The sequence below is a fragment of the Methylobacterium sp. W2 genome (assembly GCF_020662345.1).
Lineage (GTDB): Bacteria > Pseudomonadota > Alphaproteobacteria > Rhizobiales > Beijerinckiaceae > Methylobacterium.
Genome location: NZ_VMOA01000011.1, coordinates 95,739 through 113,611, shown reverse-complemented (window position 1 = coordinate 113,611; position 17,873 = coordinate 95,739). Strand labels below are relative to the sequence as shown.

Annotated in this window: 20 protein-coding genes; 12 read left to right on the top strand and 8 right to left on the bottom strand. The window is 66.9% G+C overall.

Annotated features, from left to right (window positions below; translation table 11 throughout):
• The first annotated feature begins 16 nt into the window (after positions 1 to 16).
• Positions 17 to 592 carry an SH3 domain-containing protein gene (locus tag FPV16_RS08490; RefSeq protein ID WP_227437781.1) on the top strand — a complete coding sequence of 192 codons (576 nt, stop codon included), beginning with the start codon at positions 17 to 19 and terminating at the stop codon, positions 590 to 592.
• Between the two features lie 83 nt (positions 593 to 675).
• On the opposite strand, the gene irr is transcribed toward FPV16_RS08490, so the two are convergent.
• Positions 676 to 1,182 carry a Fur family transcriptional regulator Irr gene (gene irr / locus FPV16_RS08485; protein WP_227437802.1) on the bottom strand — a complete coding sequence of 169 codons (507 nt, stop codon included), beginning with the start codon at positions 1,180 to 1,182 and terminating at the stop codon, positions 676 to 678.
• A 341-nt stretch (positions 1,183 to 1,523) separates the two neighbouring features.
• Here irr and fabA point away from each other — a divergent pair, with 341 nt between their 5' ends.
• The 4 genes from fabA (at position 1,524) to fabI (ending at position 4,617) form a co-directional block, all read left to right on the top strand.
• Positions 1,524 to 2,081 (top strand): 3-hydroxyacyl-[acyl-carrier-protein] dehydratase FabA, encoded by a 558-nt coding sequence (fabA, locus tag FPV16_RS08480; RefSeq protein WP_227437780.1) that lies wholly within the window; start codon positions 1,524 to 1,526, stop codon positions 2,079 to 2,081.
• A gap of 95 nt (positions 2,082 to 2,176) precedes the next feature.
• A complete protein-coding gene (fabB, locus tag FPV16_RS08475) occupies positions 2,177 to 3,403 on the top strand; it encodes a beta-ketoacyl-ACP synthase I (protein ID WP_227437779.1) in 1,227 nt (408 codons plus the stop codon).
• Positions 3,404 to 3,512: 109 nt separating this feature from the next.
• Positions 3,513 to 3,635 carry a hypothetical protein gene (locus FPV16_RS26060; RefSeq protein ID WP_264483752.1) on the top strand — a complete coding sequence of 41 codons (123 nt, stop codon included), beginning with the start codon at positions 3,513 to 3,515 and terminating at the stop codon, positions 3,633 to 3,635.
• A 154-nt stretch (positions 3,636 to 3,789) separates the two neighbouring features.
• Positions 3,790 to 4,617: an enoyl-ACP reductase FabI gene (gene fabI / locus FPV16_RS08470; protein WP_056161400.1), complete on the top strand. Its 828-nt coding sequence runs from the start codon at positions 3,790 to 3,792 to the stop codon at positions 4,615 to 4,617.
• A gap of 13 nt (positions 4,618 to 4,630) precedes the next feature.
• Here the strand turns inward: fabI and FPV16_RS08465 are convergent, their stop codons facing one another.
• The 3 genes from FPV16_RS08465 to FPV16_RS08455 form a co-directional block, all read right to left on the bottom strand.
• Positions 4,631 to 5,692, bottom strand: coding sequence for an HD-GYP domain-containing protein (locus tag FPV16_RS08465; protein ID WP_227437778.1), 1,062 nt, complete (start codon positions 5,690 to 5,692; stop codon positions 4,631 to 4,633).
• 204 nt (positions 5,693 to 5,896) lie between these two features.
• Entirely contained in the window at positions 5,897 to 6,403 is a 507-nt protein-coding gene (gene dut, locus FPV16_RS08460) for a dUTP diphosphatase (RefSeq protein ID WP_227437777.1), read from the bottom strand.
• Positions 6,400 to 7,287 carry an HpcH/HpaI aldolase/citrate lyase family protein gene (locus tag FPV16_RS08455; protein WP_227437776.1) on the bottom strand — a complete coding sequence of 296 codons (888 nt, stop codon included), beginning with the start codon at positions 7,285 to 7,287 and terminating at the stop codon, positions 6,400 to 6,402. The genes dut and FPV16_RS08455 overlap by 4 nt, the downstream gene beginning before the upstream one ends.
• A gap of 774 nt (positions 7,288 to 8,061) precedes the next feature.
• Here FPV16_RS08455 and FPV16_RS08450 point away from each other — a divergent pair.
• Positions 8,062 to 10,257: a putative bifunctional diguanylate cyclase/phosphodiesterase gene (locus FPV16_RS08450; protein ID WP_227437775.1), complete on the top strand. Its 2,196-nt coding sequence runs from the start codon at positions 8,062 to 8,064 to the stop codon at positions 10,255 to 10,257.
• Between the two features lie 7 nt (positions 10,258 to 10,264).
• Here the strand turns inward: FPV16_RS08450 and FPV16_RS08445 are convergent, their stop codons facing one another.
• The 3 genes from FPV16_RS08445 to FPV16_RS08435 all read right to left on the bottom strand — a co-directional run bounded on the left by FPV16_RS08445 (position 10,265) and on the right by FPV16_RS08435 (position 11,997).
• Positions 10,265 to 10,609: a hypothetical protein gene (locus tag FPV16_RS08445; protein WP_227437774.1), complete on the bottom strand. Its 345-nt coding sequence runs from the start codon at positions 10,607 to 10,609 to the stop codon at positions 10,265 to 10,267.
• Positions 10,610 to 10,713: 104 nt separating this feature from the next.
• The gene (locus FPV16_RS08440; RefSeq protein ID WP_227437773.1) at positions 10,714 to 11,391 is read right to left on the bottom strand and encodes a transglutaminase-like cysteine peptidase; all 678 of its coding nucleotides are present in this window, start codon (positions 11,389 to 11,391) and stop codon (positions 10,714 to 10,716) included.
• A 207-nt stretch (positions 11,392 to 11,598) separates the two neighbouring features.
• A complete protein-coding gene (locus FPV16_RS08435; protein ID WP_227437772.1) occupies positions 11,599 to 11,997 on the bottom strand; it encodes a DUF3775 domain-containing protein in 399 nt (132 codons plus the stop codon).
• A gap of 123 nt (positions 11,998 to 12,120) precedes the next feature.
• Here FPV16_RS08435 and FPV16_RS08430 point away from each other — a divergent pair, with 123 nt between their 5' ends.
• From FPV16_RS08430 to FPV16_RS08420, 3 genes are all read left to right on the top strand, one after another.
• Positions 12,121 to 12,873, top strand: coding sequence for a DUF429 domain-containing protein (locus FPV16_RS08430; protein WP_227437771.1), 753 nt, complete (start codon positions 12,121 to 12,123; stop codon positions 12,871 to 12,873).
• Between the two features lie 9 nt (positions 12,874 to 12,882).
• Positions 12,883 to 13,443: an NUDIX hydrolase gene (locus FPV16_RS08425; RefSeq protein ID WP_227437770.1), complete on the top strand. Its 561-nt coding sequence runs from the start codon at positions 12,883 to 12,885 to the stop codon at positions 13,441 to 13,443.
• Positions 13,444 to 13,587: 144 nt separating this feature from the next.
• The gene (locus FPV16_RS08420; protein ID WP_227437769.1) at positions 13,588 to 14,259 is read left to right on the top strand and encodes a carbonic anhydrase; all 672 of its coding nucleotides are present in this window, start codon (positions 13,588 to 13,590) and stop codon (positions 14,257 to 14,259) included.
• Positions 14,260 to 14,414: 155 nt separating this feature from the next.
• On the opposite strand, the gene FPV16_RS08415 is transcribed toward FPV16_RS08420, so the two are convergent.
• A complete protein-coding gene (locus FPV16_RS08415; RefSeq protein ID WP_227437801.1) occupies positions 14,415 to 15,116 on the bottom strand; it encodes a DUF4142 domain-containing protein in 702 nt (233 codons plus the stop codon).
• Positions 15,117 to 15,485: 369 nt separating this feature from the next.
• Here FPV16_RS08415 and FPV16_RS08410 point away from each other — a divergent pair, with 369 nt between their 5' ends.
• The 3 genes from FPV16_RS08410 to FPV16_RS08400 all read left to right on the top strand — a co-directional run bounded on the left by FPV16_RS08410 (position 15,486) and on the right by FPV16_RS08400 (position 17,805).
• A complete protein-coding gene (locus FPV16_RS08410) occupies positions 15,486 to 16,346 on the top strand; it encodes a universal stress protein (RefSeq protein ID WP_227437768.1) in 861 nt (286 codons plus the stop codon).
• A 143-nt stretch (positions 16,347 to 16,489) separates the two neighbouring features.
• The gene (locus FPV16_RS08405) at positions 16,490 to 17,095 is read left to right on the top strand and encodes a hypothetical protein (protein WP_227437767.1); all 606 of its coding nucleotides are present in this window, start codon (positions 16,490 to 16,492) and stop codon (positions 17,093 to 17,095) included.
• A 110-nt stretch (positions 17,096 to 17,205) separates the two neighbouring features.
• On the top strand, positions 17,206 to 17,805 hold the full coding sequence (locus tag FPV16_RS08400) for a hypothetical protein (protein ID WP_227437766.1): 600 nt from the start codon (positions 17,206 to 17,208) through the stop codon (positions 17,803 to 17,805).
• Positions 17,806 to 17,873 lie beyond the last annotated feature (68 nt).

Genomic DNA, 17,873 nt, shown 5'->3' with positions numbered 1-17,873 from the left:
ACCTTTGGGAAGACCGATGACGCGCCTGCCTGGACTTCTGTTCTTCACGTGCCTGACGGTGGCCTTGTCCCTCGTGGCGCCGCCCTCCCCCGTCCTGGCCGCCCCGGCGGCGGGAAGCGCATCGGACGCGAATCGCGGTCCGGCCACGGGCCTGCCCCTGCCGCGCTATGCGAGTCTCAAGACCGATCGGGTCAATCTGCGTGAGGGGCCGTCGAAGGACCACCGCACGCTGTGGGTGTTCCAGCGGGCGGGCCTGCCCATCGAGATCGTCGCCGAGTTCGAGACCTGGCGGCGCATCCGCGATTCCGAGGGAACCGAAGGCTGGGTGCTGCACTCCCTCCTCTCCGGCCGGCGCACCTCCATCGTCATGGCGGCCAGGGGCGCCGACGCGGCGATCCCGCTCCATGCACGGGCGGAGGAAGGCTCGGGGGTGGAAGCCAAGCTCCAGCCCGGCGTCATCGGCAGCGTGAAGAGCTGCACCGGAAGCTGGTGTCGGGTCATCGTCGCGCTGCCCCAGAAGAGCGGCGACGTGGACGGCTACATCCGCCAGGACCGGCTCTGGGGCGTCTACCCGAACGAGAAGATCGACTGAGTCCGGCAGCATCCGTAGCGCCATACGAAAAAGGCCCGGCTGAGCCGGGCCTTTTTCAATGACATGGGAAGCAGACGCCCGCCTCAGGACTGACGTGCACCGTGCCGGCGGCGCAGGCGAACGATGACCTCGACGCCAGCGATCTCCATGCCCTCGGGGGCATCGGGGAGAGAATCGACGGTGATGCCGCAATCGGGCATGTCCAGAACCTGCCCCTCGTCCTCGAGGAAGAAGTGGTGGTGCTCGCTCGGATTGGTGTCGAAATAGGCCTTCGACCCGTCGAGAGCCAGTTGACGCAGAAGCCCGGCCTCGGTGAACTGATGGAGGGTGTTGTAGACCGTGGCCAGGGAGACCGGCACCTTGGCGCGCATGGCCTCGTCGTAGAGCATTTCCGCCGTGAGGTGGCGGTCGCCACGCCCGAACAGCAGCCAGCCGAGCGACAGGCGCTGGCGGGTCGGACGGAGGCCGGAGCGGCGCAGACGGTCGCGCAGATCGGACAGGGGGCAACCCCGGCGCCCCGCGACCGAGGCGATATCAAGGGAAGCGCCACGTGCGTTCAGCATGGCCTGCAGCGGCAGCGAGTTGGACATCGGCGGTACTGACATCTCACGGAACCAACAAAGTACCAAAGAACTCTATACGAACCTCCCCCCTCATCGCAACCCAAGCCCGTGATGGGTAGCTGCGCATTGTGAACATGCGGCTTGTTTGAAGTCATTCCATTCAACAGCGCATGCAACCAGCTTTGCGACTACCCCTGCAACTCGGCTCGAGACGAGGTGTTTTGTGCCGATCAGACGGTGTGTTAACGAAGCGCCGCTCGCGAGTTCGGACAATGTCGTGGACCCGCGATGGCCACGACCGTTCCGGCGTTCGTGGGCGATGTCCGGCGTTTCGAACGCGCCCTCCACCAAGGACCGACACACCGATCATGTCTTCCGATTCCGAATCGCCCGCCGCCGCCGGTTCAGACCAGACCGCTCCCCGCGCCTCCCACTACTCCCATGAGGAGCTGCTGGCCTGCGGCCGTGGCGAACTGTTCGGGGCCGGCAACGCGCAGCTTCCCCTGCCGCCGATGCTGATGTTCGACCGTATCACCTCGATCGGGACAGAGGGCGGCGCCTACGGCAAGGGCCATGTCCTGGCGGAATTCGACGTGCGGCCGGACCTCTGGTTCTTCGGCTGCCATTTCAAGAACGATCCGGTGATGCCCGGCTGCCTCGGCCTCGATGCGCTCTGGCAGCTCGTGGGCTTCCATCTCGGCTGGCTCGGTGCGCCGGGCCGGGGTCGGGCACTCGGCGTCGGTGAGGTCAAGTTCAGCGATCAGGTGCTGCCCACCGTGCGCAAGGTTGTCTACGGCATCGACATCAAGCGCGTGCGCCAGGGCAAGCTCGTCCTTGGCATCGCCGATGGCTGGCTGGAAGCGGACGGTGCCAGGATCTATGACGCCAAGGATCTGAGGGTTGCCCTGTTCCAGGCACAAGGCTAGCCCTCCGGCACGCCGGTGGTTGAGATTGCCCCGGCATCATCCTACCTGACACGCGTCGGTGCGACGGCGCTTCGGCGAAAGAGAAGAGCGTTTCCATGCGGCGTGTCGTGATCACCGGGATGGGCATCGTCTCGTCCATCGGCAACAACACCCAGGAAGTCCTTGCCTCCCTGCGCGAGGCCAAGTCGGGCATCGGCCGCTCGGCCTCCTATGCCGAACTCGGCTTCCGCAGCCAGGTCGAGGGACGACCGAGCGTCGACCCCGAAGGCCTCGTCGACCGGCGCGCCATGCGCTTTCATGGCGGCGGCACCGCCTGGAACCACATCGCCATGGATCAGGCGATCCGCGACGCCGGCCTTGAGCCGGGAGACGTCTCGAACGACCGCACCGGGATCATCATGGGATCCGGCGGCCCCTCGACGAAGGCGATCGTCGAGTCCGCTAACCTCGCCCGCGAGAAGGGTCCCAAGCGCGTCGGCCCCTTTGCCGTGCCGAAGGCGATGTGCTCGACCGCCTCGGCGACGCTGGCGACCTTCTTCAAGATCAAGGGCGTGAACTATTCGATCTCGTCGGCCTGCGCCACATCCAACCATTGCATCGGCAATGCCGGCGAGGTGATCCAGAGCGGACGCCAGGACATCATCTTCGCCGGCGGCTGCGAGGATCTGGACTGGACGCTCTCCGTCCTGTTCGACGCGATGGGAGCCATGTCCTCACGCTACAACGACACGCCCGCCCGTGCCTCCCGCGCCTATGACGTCAACCGCGACGGGTTCGTCATCGCCGGCGGCGCCGGCGTCCTCGTCCTCGAGGAACTGGAGCACGCCAAGGCGCGCGGCGCACGTATCTATGGCGAACTCGCCGGCTACGGCGCCACTTCGGACGGCCACGACATGGTGGCCCCCTCCGGCGAAGGCGCCGTGCGCTGCATGAAACAGGCGATGGAAGGGCTCAAGGGCGCCCGGATCGACTACATCAACCCCCATGCCACCGCGACACCGGTGGGCGATCTCAAAGAGATCGAGGCGATCCGCGAAGTCTTCGGGCGTGGCGACGATTGCCCGCCGATCTCGGGCACCAAGTCGCTCACCGGGCATTCCCTCGGCGCCACCGGCGTGCATGAGGCGATCTACTCCCTCTTGATGATGCAGAACGGCTTCATCTGCGAGAGCGCGCATATCGACGAGATCGACCCGGCCTTCGCCGACATGCCGATCCTCCGGCAGCGCCGCGACAACGTCCAGCTAGGCCATGTGGTGTCGAATTCCTTCGGCTTCGGCGGAACCAACTCGACCCTTGTCCTCAAGCATATCGACGCCTGAACGGCCAAGCTTTCAGGGATCGACTTCGGCCATGCCGGCGTGACGCCGGCCTCTTTCACGGAACCGCGGATTCGACGTCGCGTTTCCTGAAAGAAGCCGAAAGTCCGAGATGGTCCTGATCCTGATTTCCTTGAGCACCCTTGCCGGCCTTGGTATCGCGGCCACGGCCTGCATCCGGGCCAAGCAGGGGCTCGTCGATACGGCCCTCGACGAGACGCGAGGTTATTTCTGATCGCCCGTCACCTCTTGGAGCGTGACCGCGCCGCGACGGTGGCTCGGCCTTCCCGGTCGGCCCAGGATTGGACAGTGTATCGATGCACACGCTAAGCGTCCTCGCAACGGCCGGAATTGTCTGAAACTTCGGCGCGATGGATGCGGGGACACGAATGACGGGTTTGATGGCAGGAAAGCGCGGCCTGATTCTGGGGGTCGCGAACGACCATTCCATCGCCTGGGGCATCGCCAAGTCCCTGCATGACCATGGCGCCGAACTCGCGTTCACCTATCAGGGGGATGCGCTCGGCCGCCGCGTCAAACCCCTCGCCGCCTCCCTTGGGTCCGACATTGTCATTCCCTGCGACGTGGAGGACATTGCCAGCGTGGACGCGCTGTTCGCCGCCCTCGACGAGCGCTTCACCGACGGAATCGATTTCGTCGTCCACGCCATCGGCTTCTCCGACAAGGCCCAGCTCAAGGGGCGCTATGTCGACGTGACCAGCCGCGAGAACTTTTCGCGGACCATGGTCATCTCGTGCTTCTCCTTCACGGAGATCGCGCAGCGGGCGGCCAAGCGCATGCGCCGCGGCGGTTCGATGCTGACGCTGACTTATGGCGGCTCGACCCGGATCATGCCGAACTACAATGTCATGGGCGTCGCCAAGGCAGCCCTCGAAGCCTCCGTGCGCTATCTCGCCGGCGATCTCGGCCCGGAGGGCATCCGGGTGAACGCTCTGTCGGCCGGACCGATGCGGACCCTGGCCGGCGCCGGCATCGCCGATGCGCGCCTGATGTTCAATCATCAGCGCGCTCACGCCCCCCTGCGGCGCACGGTGACCCTGGAAGAGGTCGGCGGATCGGCGGTCTACCTGCTCTCGGACCTCTCCGGCGGTGTCACCGGCGAAGTCCATTTCGTCGATTCCGGCTACAACATCATCTCGATGCCCCGGCCCGACGTGCTCCAGGCACAGGACGAGGCCGGCGTCGCCGACGCCTGATCCTCCGGGCGGCTCAGACGGTGGCGGATTCGGGCGGGTTGCTCTCCACCAGCCCGAGGATGTCGTCCCAGCGGGCCACGAAGGCGGCCACGCAATCCGGGTCGAAATGGGTACCGGCATGCTCTTCGAGATGCCGGCGCGCAGCCTCGGGGGACCAGGCCTTCTTGTAGACCCGCTCCGAGATCAGGGCATCGAACACGTCGGCGACGGCGACGATGCGGCCCGCGAGCGGGATCTGCGTCGTGCTCAGTCCCTGCGGATAGCCGCCGCCATCCCAGCGCTCGTGATGGGTCAGGGCGATGTCGGAGGCCAGTTGCAGCAGGTGCGAAGGGCTGTCGTACAACATGCGATAGCCGCGGATCGCGTGGTGCTTCATCTCCTCGCGCTCGCTGTCGCTGAGCGGCCCGGGCTTCATCAGGATGCTGTCGGGGATGCTGATCTTGCCGATGTCGTGCATCGTCGAGGCCAGGGCGATGTCGTTCGCATCCCCCTCCGACAGGCCGAGGCCTTCGGCGATGGCGATGGCGCAGCCGGCGACCCGCGTGAGGTGATCCCCCGCCTGATCGTCACGGAATTCGGCCGCCAGCATCAGGCGGCGGATGATCTCGCGCTCCCGCGAGGCCGCCTCGGCGCCGGCCCGGTCCACGTCCCGGCACATCGCGACCGATTGCCGGTGAAGGACCTGGCGCGCCAGGGCGAGTTCGAGGAGGTTGCAGACCCGGATCTGCAGGTCGAGCGGATCGATGGCACCGGTCATCACGTCGGTTGCGCCGGCCTCGACCGCCGGCCGGCGGAGGGCGGAGGAAGCTCCGAGGCACAAGACCGCGGTGCGGGCATGTCCTTCGTGACCGCGCAGGTCCCGGATCACGGTCGGACCATCGATCCCGCTATCCGGATCGTGCATCACGATGACGAGATCCGCGGGTTGAAACAGCTCGTCACTCGCGGCGGCCTTCGCCCCGGTGACGAGCCGGATGGCGCAATCGAGGCTTCGCAAGTTCAGGACGAGATGGACGGGCGCGGAGGCGCAGACGATGGCGATGAGGGCCGAAGCCGTCTCTACGGATGCGGGCATGGCAGGCATCAGGACACGGTCTCTCCCGACCATAGAAAGCCGCGGCGACTGCCGGACGATCCGGAAGACGGGACGCAATTGGGCCGGACCGCGATGGATGCAAGGTCCATCGCCGGCAGGCCGGACACAAGGCTCATAAACGGAAATTGCGGCTGAGAATCGGGCCTCAGTTCTCTGACTTCGCGGTGCGACGCCCTATCCCGGCTAGCGTCGGCCCGTCGATCCGAAGCCGCCCTGCCCACGCCCAGATTGCGGGGCGGGCTCGTTGGAATCGAAGGCATCGACAAGGGTGAAGACCGGCCGCGTCACGCGGGTGAAGACCAGTTGCGCGATCCTGTCGCCGGGGTGGATGACGATGGTCGCGGCCGGGTCGACGTTGCGGTTCCAGGCCGAGATCATGAGAGGCCCCTCGTAATCCGCGTCGATGACACCGGTCCCGTTGCCCAGGACGAGGCCGTCGCGATGACCGAGGCCGGAGCGCGGGAAGACGAGGCCGCACCAGTCCTGATCCCGAATGAGCACGCTGAACCCCGCGGGGATCAGAATGGCGGGGGCCTGCGGCGCCAAGGCGAGGGGTTCGTCGAGGCAGGCATGGAGGTCGAGCCCCGCCGCCGCCGCGGAGCCCCAGCGCGGGAAGCCCCATTCCCGCAAACGCGGATCGCGGATGCGCAGATCGACCGCCGGGGGGACGGAAGCAGACGCGCCGCTCACGCCGCCCGTGCCGCGATGGCGTCGGCGAGGGCGACGATCCGGGAGGCCTCCACGGCATGGAGCCGCTCGATCATCCGGCCGCGGAAGGCGATGGCCCCGCGCGTCCGGTTCTCCGGCTCGGTGAAGACGGCGATGATCGCCCGCGCCTCCTCGATCTCGGCCTCCGAGGGGCCGAACAATTCGTTGGCAGTGGCGATCTGGCCGGGATGGATCAGCATCTTGCCGTCGAAACCGCTGTCGCGGCCCTGCTCGCACTCGGCTCTGAACCCGCTCTCGTCCCGGAAGGCATTGTAGATGCCGTCGATCACGTCGATCTCGTAGGCCCGCGCCGCCATGACCACGTTCATCAGCCACGGCATCAGGGCCGGACGGCCCGGCACCCCGAGCCGAACCCGGCTGGTCTTGGCGAGATCGTTCGGCCCGACGAGGAGGCACGACAGGCGTGTATCCACGTCGCGGGCGGCGCTGGCGATCTCGGCGATGTGGAGGATCGCCAGCGGCGTCTCGATCATCGCCCAGACGCGGGTATGGTCCGGCGCGCCGAGGCGACGCAGGCGCGAGCCGACCGCGACGAGGGCATCGGGTCCGGAGACCTTCGGGATCACGATCGCGTCTGGCCCGGCGGGGGCGATGCGAGCGAGGTCGGCCTCGCCCCATGGCGTGTCGAGACCGTTGATGCGGACCACGACCTCGCGCCGCCCGTAGGGCCGGGAGAGCACCGTGGCGGCCACGGCGTCGCGTCCCTCCGCCTTCACATCGGGGGCGACGCCATCCTCCAGATCGATCATCACGACGTCGGTGGGCAGGCCGCGCGCCTTTTCCAGGACCCGTGGATTGGAGCCGGGCATGGCGAGGACGCTGCGACGCGGACGGATCTCGGTCATGGCGCGGCGATCTCCTGAAGCCGTGGCTCGTTGCACCGGCCGCCCGGCGATACCGCCGCACCCCTCCCGTTTCAAGCTCTCAACGTGCAGGAAGACCGAGCCGGAACTAGGCCTCGGGGGCCGCCCAGATCTCGTGCAGCCCGGTCCGGTCCCGGAACCAGAACACCCTCTTAAAGGGATCCGCACCAGATTCTGGATAAGACGACGCCAGTCTCCGGGCGAGCAAGACCGCCTCGCTTCGGGTCTGGATGGCATGGGCCAGAGTCTTCCAAGAATTTTCGCAGCCGTTGCCGATCTTCCTTACGTAGATCGAATGCGCCATGATTGACCTCCGTCGGATCAAAATCTGATGCAAGAATAGATATACATCAAGTCACTATCAAAGATTTAGTTTGACCTGATTTTTTGAGATGGTTAAGATATTTTAATAGAATTTCGGATATTTGATTGCTCCGTCGCGCAGCATTGCCCCAGACGCCGCTTGGTCTGAAAAACGACGCAAGTGACCAATGTCGCTTCAAGTCGGTCCAATGGCGGAACCGTGGCCGCATCTGATGTTTGATGTATCGTCAACCGCCCCCCAGGAGGTTTCGCAATATCCGTCAGGATTGTTGACCTGTCTTTTTCAAGACTGCCGATTATTCTGCCCTCGCCTCATGAAAGCGGCATCTCGAACACGCCAACGACATCGATACGTCCGAGCCTTGGCGGCACGGTCTGTTAGCATTTGACAGAGTATTCCCAGTGAAACCGCTCATGTTCGGTGCCGATCCCATGATTGCTCCACCATCGGCACACGCCGGAACCGACGACCGACCGGCCCCGACCGACGACGCCAAGCGTCTGACCGCTCTGCGCTCCTGCCGCATGATCGGCACCGCCCCAGATGCTGGCCTCGAACGCATCGTCGCAGTGACGGCGGCGAGCCTCGGAATGCCGATCGCCTGGGTCTCCCTCGTGGACGACGAGGTCTCCTGGCTGGTGGCCCGGATCGGCGTCGATCTACACCGCCTGCCGCGGCACGGCCTGCCCTGCGAACACGTCCTCGCGCAGTCCGGAATCGTAGTCGTCAACGCGGACGACGACGGCTTGCTCTTCCGCGATCTGCCGGGCGTCAGGTTCCATGCCGGTGCGCCCCTGATCACGGCCGAGGGGCATTGCATCGGCTCGCTTTGCGTTCTCGACACGAAGGCGCGCGTCGGTTTCGATGATGCCGAGCGGTCGAAGCTTGCCGCTTTCGCCGACCTCGTCATGGACCGGCTGGAGATTCGCCGGGCGCAACTGGCCAACGCTGCGGCACTCGGCTTCGCCAAGGCCGCCGAATATGCCCTGCTCGTGGTCGACGGGACGGGCACGATCATCTTCTGCAATCCCTCGGCCGAGGCCCTGTTCGGCCATGACGCGGGTGAAATGGTCGGCCAGCCCATCGAGATCATCATCCCCGAGCCGCTCCGCGCCGCCCACAAAGCAGGGTTTTGCCGGATCGCCTCCGGGGGCGTGTCACACCTTGCCGGCCGCACCATCGAGTTGATGGCCCTGCACCGCGACGGAGGCACGTTCCCGATCGAGTTCTCGATGTCGATCTGGCAGGAGCCCGGCGGGATCGGAATGGGCGCCGTCATCCGCGATATCAGCGAGTGGCGCGCCCGCGACGCCAGGCTGGTTCAACTGGCCCATCACGACAAGTTGACCGGCCTCAACAACCGCGCCCTCTTCGACGAGCGCCTGGACGCCAGCCTCGTCACGGATCGTTACGCCACCGTGTTGCTGCTCGATCTCGACGGCTTCAAGGAGGTCAACGACAGTCTGGGGCACGCCGTGGGGGATGTGCTGCTCCAGGCCGTGGCGGTGCGCCTGTCGTCCTGCGTCACGTCCCAGATCACTGTGGCGCGGTTCGGTGGAGACGAGTTCGCGCTCATCCTTCCGGGCCGGGGCAGCCCCCTCCATGCGGGTGCCCTGGCCGCAAAAATCCTGGAGGCGTTCCAGACCCCGTTTCCGGTGGCAGGACACATCTTCCATGTCGGTCTCAGCATCGGCGCGGCGATAGGCGGGCCGGGAACCGTCCGGGACGAACTGATCGCCGATGCGGATCTGGCCCTCTACCAGGCCAAGCGTGACGGGCGGCGCTGCTTCCGCCTGTTCGAACAATCCATGCGCAATGCGGTCGTCGCCCGGCGAACGCTCCACGACGAGCTGACCCGGGCGGTGGAGCATGCCGAACTGGTGCTGCACTACCAGCCGCAGGTGGAGCTGGATTCGGGGCAGGTCATCGGTGCCGAAGCCCTGCTGCGGTGGCAGCATCCCACCCGCGGCCTGCTGTTGCCGGCCGCCTTTATCGACGCCCTCGAAGCCCATCCCCTCGCCGCCTCCATCGGCCGATGGATCGTCGACGATGCCTGTCGGCAAGCCGCCCTCTGGCGCGCCCTCGGCCTGCCGCCCCTGCGGGTCGCCGTGAACCTGTTCGGGGCTCATCTTAGGACGGGGCGGCTGGCCCGCGAGGTGATCGGCGCCCTGGAATGCCACGCCTTGCCGCCGAGCCTGCTCGAAATCGAGGTGACGGAGCGGATCGCGCTTCAGACGGACGACTCCCTGCTGGACCCGTTGCGCGAACTTCATCGGCACGGCGTCTCCATCGCCTTCGACGATTTCGGCACCGGCTACGCGTCGCTGAGTTCGCTCAAGCGTTTCCCGCTGACGCGCCTGAAGATCGACCGCGGCTTCGTGCGGGACATCCTCACCGATCGGCACGACGCGGAGATCGTCCGGGCCGTGCTCGGCATGGCTCAGAGCTTCGGCCTGGATGTCATTGCGGAGGGAATCGAGACGATCGAGCAGGACACGATGCTGCGCATCATGGGCTGCCGCGAGGGCCAGGGCTACCTCTACGGCCGGGCCATGACCGCCGAGGCGCTGGCCACCCTGGTCATGGGCGGGCGGCTCGCAGGCAGGCGGGGGCCGAAGGCGGCGTGACGAGCCGTCAGAGCGGGCGCGTCACGCTGGCCTGCTGGAGAAGCCAGCCCTTGGCGCGCTGGATCAGGGCCGGACGGACCCGGGACACGTCCTCGTCATCCACCAGGGGGGACGTCGACAGGGCGGCAAGATAGGCCGCTTCGCTGGCCCGGCAGGATTTCACGGCCGACTCGACGGCCAGTGTCCGGCTCGTCACGAGTGCCTGCAGGCCAAAATTCCGATGCAGGCATCCGCGCCACGACGCATGCAGGGCACCGACGTCGGAATCCCGGGCCGAGGCGGGGGCCGTGCAGCACGGGGACACGATGGCAGCCAGCAGCAAGGCTGCGGGCAAGCGGCTCAGCTTCGTCATGGCGAGGGATTCCCGAACCCGGCAACCCTCACCCACACGCGCTTAACAAGTCGCTAATGTATTGCCTTTGATGCAATCTCCCTCCGGGACGGCGCATCCCGCTCCTATCGGTTGGCGGTGGTCACCGGCGACGCGGCACGGCCGAGGGACACCCAGGCCATGGCGTTCTGGCTCTCGCGCTTGATGAAGGTGTAGCCGGTCTGGCGCCAGGGCAGCACGCTGTTGGTCTTGTTGTCGAGGATGAGGTCGCCCCGGTCGGTGATCAGGGTGAGGACGGCATGGCCCTCCCCTTTCTCGTCGATGACCACGGTCATCCGCATGGCCCGGCGCGGCAGGCCGGCCTCGGCGAGAAGCTTGCGCTTCAAGAGCTGAAAGTCCTCGCAATCACCGGCACCGGATTCGGCCAGATCCCAGCGGTCGGCCATGCCGAGCTGCTCCATGTCGGTGACGGCACGGATGGACTTGTTCACGCGGCGGTTCACCGAGACGATGGTGTTCCAGATACCGGGTGTCAGGCTGATCGCGGCGGGCTCCGAGATCGTCACCGCGCATTCGGCGGCATAGGTCTCGCAGAAGGTGACCCATGCACTGATCGGGCGGGCGGCGCCCGTGGTGGAGATGGTGCTCGCCACGCTGGGGAGCGAGGCCAGGGTCTGAGCGGAGGCAAGGTTCGGCAGGGTGGCGAGGGACGCGACCGCCAACCCGGAGAGCAGGCCCAGACCGCCGATGGTGCGCTTGAAGGCGTGCACCGCATTGTGGAACTTCGAAATCGCGATCCGCATGGCCGCCGCTCGTCCCGTTAATCTGTTGTTAACGAACGTCTCACGGCCACGCTGGAACGGCAATCGTCGGGTTAATAAAAGGTTAACGCTGTGGATTTTGGGGCATCACTGCGGAAACGGGCGATCGTTGCCCCGGAGCCACACTGACCCGCACCAACCGCGCCCTGCCCGGATCGGCCGTGGCAGGGCGCGGCGTACAGACACAGTCTACGCGTCGGCGATGTCCTGGCTGATCCCGAGGGCAGCGAGCCCTTCGTCGAGGAGATCGCCCGCATCGGGCGAGGCCATGATCTCGTGCAGGGCGCCTTCGCCCACCGCCTCGCGTTCGCGGGCGAAGCGCACGGCCTCGCCCCATTCTTCCGACTCCATGTCGCCGCGCCCGACATAGAGGAGGGCGAGGAGGTTGGCGCGCTCGTCATCGTTGAGGCCGGAGATCATCGAGCGGACCTCCGATTCCGTGGCATCGTCGGTGCCGGACGTGAGCACGTCGGTGGAGCCGTCATCGATCGGGTTGGAGCCTGAATCGGGGTCGGTGGCACCTTCCTTCACGTCGAGCGCCCTGACCCGGAGGATGATCTCGGTGACCTTGTCGACGGCGATGTCCATGGAACGATCCTATAAAGCGTACCGCCGGCGGCGGCGTTACCCGGTGCGACGGGACGGCCCTCGAAGCCGGCCGTCCTTGAGCAGCGTCAACCCGCCAGAGCCGTCGCGGTTCGCGGGGCTCGCATGACGCGCTGGATCGCAGGACTCGACGGCTGCCGCGGTGCCTGGGCCGGAGCCCTCCTCGATCTCGACGATCCCGGCCGATACCGCGCCGCTCGCTTTGCCCGCGTCTCCGAACTCCTGGACGGGCCGGAAGCCCCGGTCTGCGTCGGGATCGATGTGCCGATCGGCCTGCCCGACCGCGTCGAGGGCGGCGGCCGGGTCGCCGACCGCGCGGCCAGGGCCTATCTCGCAGGCGGGCAGTCCAGCGTCTTCCCGGTGCCGCCACGGGCGGCGGTCCATGCCGGCAGCTACGAGGAGGCCAAGGCGCTCTCCCGCGCCGCCAGCGTCCCGCCCTTCGCCCCCTCGATCCAGTGCTGGAACATCACCCGCTACATCCGCGAGGTCGACGACCTGCTCCTCGCGCGGCCGCCCCTGCGCGACCGGGTACACGAGGTTCACCCGGAAGTGGCGTTCCGCCGCCTCAACGGCGACAGCCCGCTGGCATCGGCCAAGAAGGGGCCGGGGCGTCGGGAGGGTCTGGAAGAGCGCCGCGCGCTCCTGCGAAGGGCCGGTCTACCGGCAACGCTCGTGGAGGCGGGAAGACCGGCCGGAGTGGGGGCCGACGATCACCTCGACGCCCTCGCCGCCCTGGTCGTCGCCCGCGACATCGTCCTCGGACGCGCCATCCCGATGCCCGACCCGCCAGGACGCGACCCTCATGGCCTGCCCGTGGTGATCTGGGCGCCTGCTGGCGAGGGGCCGATTCCCTGTTAGACCGTCGTCATGATTCTTCCCCCGTCGACCCAGCCCCACGAACGCGAGTCCAGCCAAGGCACCGGCGCGCCTCCCCTGCGCCACGTCGCCCGAGCCCTGGTCTTCGACCCGCAGGACCGGCTGCTCCTGATCGCCTACGAGTCGCAACGCCCCATCGACCCATCACGGCCAGAGGTACGGACCTTCTGGTTCATGCCGGGTGGCGGGCTGGAGCCCGGCGAAAGCCACGCGCAAGCCTGCCTCCGGGAACTCGGAGAGGAAATCGGGGTTTTCGATGCCGAGATCGGACCGCAAGTCGCTGCCTGCGACGGTCCGTTCTTTCTGTTCCCGAAGCCGCGTGATGCCCGCGAACGCTATTTCGTCGTGCGTCTGCCCAGCGACGAGGTCGATACCAGCCGCCTCGCCGAGACCGAGGACAGCACGGTCCTCGGCACGCGCTGGTGGACCCTCGACGAGTTGGACGCCAGCGACGAGCGGATCGAACCCGCGGGCCTCGCTCGCCTGGCCAGACGCATCGCGTCGGGCGAGCGGCCCGAGCCGCCCGTCACCCTGGCTTGGCATCAGGTGTGAACCCGCACTGAGCCACCGGTCCGATACTGGGCCACATAGGGCCTCGGAACCAGATACGGCACAGGTCTCGCTAATCGAGGCTGAATGTCGAGAACCGGGTTGCCACGGCGACCCCCAGCAACAACGCTCAAGGAAGGAAAACGCATGTTTCCACAAAAGCTGACCTCAGGATACCGGTCGTTCCTCGATGGACGCTTGGCCCACGAGGCCAAACGCTACGCTACCCTGGCAAAGGGGCAGAGCCCGGAAGTCTTGCTGATTGGCTGCTGTGACAGCCGCGTTTCGCCGGAAGTGATCTTCGATACCGGACCGGGCGAGCTCTTCATTATCCGCAACGTGGCCAATCTCGTGCCTCCGTTCGAGGAAGGCGGCGAGTATCACGGCACCTCGGCGGCCATCGAGTTCGCCGTCCAGGCCCTGGAAGTAAAGCACATCGTCGTTCTGGGCCACGCCACCTGCGGCGGCATCAAGGCTTACGCCAACCCGCCGGGTCCACTCTCGACGAGCGACTTCATCGGCAAGTGGGTCTCCCTGGTGAAGGGCGCCGAGGAGAAACTGAAGGTGCAGAAGGGGCCGGACCACCTGACGCGCCTTGAATACGCCACCGTGGCGCAGAGCCTCGAGAACCTGATGACGTTCCCGTTCGTACGCGAGCGCGTCGCCGATGGCCGCCTGGCGCTCCACGGCGCGCATTTCGGCATTGCCCATGGCGAGCTTCTCCTGCGCAATCCGGAGACCGGGGATTTCGAGCCCGCCGTCGATGGCGGCGGAAAGGCGATGACCCCCGCCTCCCTGATGCACAGCAGCGAAGTCTGAACCGACCGAGCCCCCTGATTCCACGGGATGCGGGGGCTCACCGGCCGGAACCATGAGAGACGCGCAAAGAAAAACGCCGGGCTTCATCAGCCCGGCGTTTATCGTATTCATGAGCCCCGCCGCCTCTCCATGAAGCGGCGGCGAAATCCAACCCCTTAGCGGGCGCCGGGAAGGCGCTGCGCCATCTGGTAGTGCTGCTGGAGCACCGGCAGGGCCTGCTCGGCATGGGCGCGCAGGGCCGGATTCGTGCCGGTCTGGGCATAGGACTGATACATTCCAATGGCGGCCTCGTGCGACCGCACCTGGATCTGACCGTAGAGGCGGTCGAAGCGCGGGCCGGCCGGAGCGGCGGCGAGTTCCGAGAGCATAGCCTGCTGCTGCGGATCGACCGGGACCATGGTGGTGCCGGCGGTGGTGTCGACATCACCGTTGAAAGCCTGGCTGCCGGCGGCAGCGCCACGACTCGCGCCGCTGCCGATCCCTTCGACGGCGCCGACAGGGCCGCCGCTCAGCGTACCGGCCACGACGCCGGTAGCGGCACCCGTGGCCGCGCCTACCGCGCCACCGGCGATCGCCAGGGGTGCGCCGATCAGGCCGCCGGGACCGCCGTTGCCGGCGTAGGTCCGCTCGCCGCCGGCCAGGGCCACGTTCGCGGCGCGGTGGTCGCGCACGGCGTCACGGGCGAAGCGGATCACCTGCGGGTTGCGGCTCTTTGACAGGGCGATCTGGCCGGACTGGACCTCGAACGCATTGGCCTGCATCGCCTGCAGGCGGAAATCGCCGGTCATGGTCTGTGCCGCGGCGGGGGTCGCCAGGACGACGGCAATGGCGGACAGCGCAACGTACTTGTTCATGATTCTGACCTCTGGATAGGATCTTGAAAACGCAAAAGCGGCGGACCGGACCGCATTGCTGCGGATCGGCGTATCCAACAACGCCACGTTTGCCGGACAACGACAGTCGCTCCGTTGGGTTCCCGGCGAATGTCGTCGTAACGCCGGCCATTCTATTGATATCGACTGGATCATAGCGATGATCGGCACGACCCTATAGCCAAGCTTCACCTGTGGTTTTAGCCTCGCCGGCTCGCCGACGTCGCGAAGGCCCGTTGCGGTTTCCGAGTGCCGCAGAAAAGCGTGGGTTGCCGCCGAGGCGGAGTTTTCCGGAACGCGAAACCGCACTAGCCTGCCCATCGACGGCAATGGCGTGGATGGAGGCTCCCGGCGATGAAGACCCTGCTCGTTCCGGTGGCGCTCCATGACGCGCTGCCCTCCGTCTTCGCGACAACGCTCCTGGTGGGACGCCGCTTCGGCAGCCTGATCGAAGGCGTCTCCCTGCGCCCGGCGCTCGCCGAATACGTTCCGGTGGACATGGTCGGCGGCATGACGTGGCTGCGCGACGAGGAAGCCGACAAGGCGGAGGCCGAGGCCGCCGGCAAGCGCTTCGTCGATTTCCTCGCCGGCGCCGGCATTCCCGTCGCCACCGAGGGACCGTGCACCCCCGAATTCGTGGCCGCCGCCGGAACCCGCTACCGCTGGCGCCCGGACGTGCCGGCGGGCGACGCGTTCCTCGGACATTACGCCCGCCTGTTCACCGCCACCGTGGTGGGCCGTCCCGGCTCCGGCGACGGCGCACCGCGCATGACCACGTTCGAGACGGCCCTGTTCGAGAGCGGCCGGCCGATCCTGCTGGCGCCCCCCACCCCTCCGACGAGCCTCGGCGAGGCCATCCTCATCGCCTGGAACGGGTCGAGCGAGACCGCGCGGGCGGTGGCCTTCGCCATGCCCTTCCTGCGCAAGGCCTCCCGCATCCGCGTCGTCAGCGCGGAGGGCGGGATGGTGCCGGGGCCGAGCGCGGAGGATCTGGCCAAAGCGCTCGCCTGCGAAGGCATCTTCGCCGACCACAAGGCCTTTACCGAAGGCCGGCGCACGCCCGGTGAGGTCTTCGTCAACGAGGCGCAGGAATTCGGCTGCGATCTCCTCATCAAGGGCGCCTATACCCAGAGCCGCCTGCGCCAGATGATCTTCGGAGGCGCCACCAGCCACGTCCTCGCCCATGCCACCATGCCGATGCTGATGGCCCATTGACCGGCCCACGGTAGCGCGCAATTGATTTGTGCGCATACGAACTCGATGCCACATCGCGCGTTGTCCGAGCGCTTCTTGCCGTGAAGGCGGAGGCGTTCGGCGAGGGTCCCGACAGCAGGGACCGCTCCAGCGCAAGGCATTCCATGACACAACGGATTCTCACGGTCGCCGCTCTCGGCCTCGGCTTGTTCGCCGGCCTGACCGTTCTGGCCGATTCCGCGCCGGTCCGCGTGCGCGGTACGATCGAATCCGTCGCGGCCGATCACATCACCATCAAGCCCCGGACCGGTCAGGCCGTCTCGGTCAAGTTCGCCGATGCCATGAGGGTCGCCGCCGCCAGCAAGGCCGAGATCGGCGACATCAAGCCCGACAGCTACGTCGGCACCGCCGCGACGCCCCAGGCCGATGGCACCCTCAAGGCCCTGGAAGTCGCGGTCTTCGCCCCGAGCATGCGTGGCACCGGCGATGGCCATTATCCGTGGGATCTCGAGAAGGAGAACACGATGACGAACGGTGCCGTGGGCGCCCTCTCGGGCACCACCGGCCGCACGATCACCGTGACCTACAAGGGCGGCGAGAAGACCATCACGGTCCCCGAAGACGTGCCGATCGTCTCCCTCAACCCGTCCGACAAATCCGCCATCAAGGTCGGCGCCCGGGTGGTGGCGATCACCAAGACGGATGCCGCTGGCACGATGGTCGCCGACCGGATGATCGTTGGCGAGAACGGCACCGTCCCGCCGATGTAGGCGGCGGTCCTTCCGAGCACGCCATTCCGGGGCGGCGGCGCAGCCCCGGCACCGAGGCCGGATCTCCTAAATCCGCCCCGACGACGACGCCGAACCATCGAGGAACCGCCATGCTGAAATCCTTCCTGACGACGCTCACCCTGACCCTCGCCGTGACGGCGACCGCTGCCCAGGCCGACGACATCACGCGCTATCGCGGCACCATCGAGAAGGTCGACGGCACGGCCGTGACGATCAAGCCGCGCGTGGGCGAGGCGCTGACGGTGAGCCTCGCCTCCGACGTGAAGGTGCTGGCGGCCTCCACCGGCAAGCTCACCGACATCAAGCCCGATAGCTACATCGGCACCGCGGCCATCCCGCAGCCGGACGGATCGCAGAAGGCGCTTCAGGTCACCGTCTTCGCCTCGTCCCTGCGCGGCACGGCGGACGGGCATTACCCGTGGGATCTCGGCTCCAACTCCACCATGACCAACGGCGCCATCGGCACCATCTCCGGCACCGAGGGGCGGACCCTCCTCGTCAAGTATCAGGGCGGTGAGAAGAAGGTGAACGTGCCGGACGACGTGCCGGTGACCCTGGTCGATCCGGGCGACAAGACCATCGTCGTCGATGGCGCGAAGGTCGTGGCCTTTACCAAGAAGGGCGCCGACGGCAAGCCCACCGCCGTGATCCTCATCGTCGGCCGCAACGGGACTGTCCCGTCGATGTGAATGAAGCACCGTCAATGAGGCCATTCACAGGCCTCGTCGACCGCTCCCCCCACCCACACACCTTATCC

Bases quoted from the DNA above. Each gene is read 5' to 3' on its own strand.
- FPV16_RS08435 (WP_227437772.1), bottom strand. From the start codon at position 11,997: ATGGACATCGCCGTCGACAAGGTCACCGAGATCATCCTCCGGGTCAGG.
- FPV16_RS08410 (WP_227437768.1), top strand. From the start codon at position 15,486: ATGAAGACCCTGCTCGTTCCGGTGGCGCTCCATGACGCGCTGCCCTCC.
- fabA (WP_227437780.1), top strand. From the start codon at position 1,524: ATGTCTTCCGATTCCGAATCGCCCGCCGCCGCCGGTTCAGACCAGACC.
- irr (WP_227437802.1), bottom strand. From the start codon at position 1,182: ATGTCCAACTCGCTGCCGCTGCAGGCCATGCTGAACGCACGTGGCGCT.
- FPV16_RS08455 (WP_227437776.1), bottom strand. From the start codon at position 7,287: ATGACCGAGATCCGTCCGCGTCGCAGCGTCCTCGCCATGCCCGGCTCC.
- FPV16_RS08490 (WP_227437781.1), top strand. From the start codon at position 17: ATGACGCGCCTGCCTGGACTTCTGTTCTTCACGTGCCTGACGGTGGCC.
- fabI (WP_056161400.1), top strand. From the start codon at position 3,790: ATGACGGGTTTGATGGCAGGAAAGCGCGGCCTGATTCTGGGGGTCGCG.
- FPV16_RS08430 (WP_227437771.1), top strand. From the start codon at position 12,121: ATGACGCGCTGGATCGCAGGACTCGACGGCTGCCGCGGTGCCTGGGCC.
- FPV16_RS08445 (WP_227437774.1), bottom strand. From the start codon at position 10,609: ATGACGAAGCTGAGCCGCTTGCCCGCAGCCTTGCTGCTGGCTGCCATC.
- FPV16_RS08400 (WP_227437766.1), top strand. From the start codon at position 17,206: ATGCTGAAATCCTTCCTGACGACGCTCACCCTGACCCTCGCCGTGACG.
- fabB (WP_227437779.1), top strand. From the start codon at position 2,177: ATGCGGCGTGTCGTGATCACCGGGATGGGCATCGTCTCGTCCATCGGC.
- FPV16_RS08450 (WP_227437775.1), top strand. From the start codon at position 8,062: ATGATTGCTCCACCATCGGCACACGCCGGAACCGACGACCGACCGGCC.
- FPV16_RS08420 (WP_227437769.1), top strand. From the start codon at position 13,588: ATGTTTCCACAAAAGCTGACCTCAGGATACCGGTCGTTCCTCGATGGA.
- FPV16_RS26060 (WP_264483752.1), top strand. From the start codon at position 3,513: ATGGTCCTGATCCTGATTTCCTTGAGCACCCTTGCCGGCCTTGGTATC.
- FPV16_RS08405 (WP_227437767.1), top strand. From the start codon at position 16,490: ATGACACAACGGATTCTCACGGTCGCCGCTCTCGGCCTCGGCTTGTTC.
- FPV16_RS08425 (WP_227437770.1), top strand. From the start codon at position 12,883: ATGATTCTTCCCCCGTCGACCCAGCCCCACGAACGCGAGTCCAGCCAA.
- FPV16_RS08440 (WP_227437773.1), bottom strand. From the start codon at position 11,391: ATGCGGATCGCGATTTCGAAGTTCCACAATGCGGTGCACGCCTTCAAG.
- FPV16_RS08465 (WP_227437778.1), bottom strand. From the start codon at position 5,692: ATGCCCGCATCCGTAGAGACGGCTTCGGCCCTCATCGCCATCGTCTGC.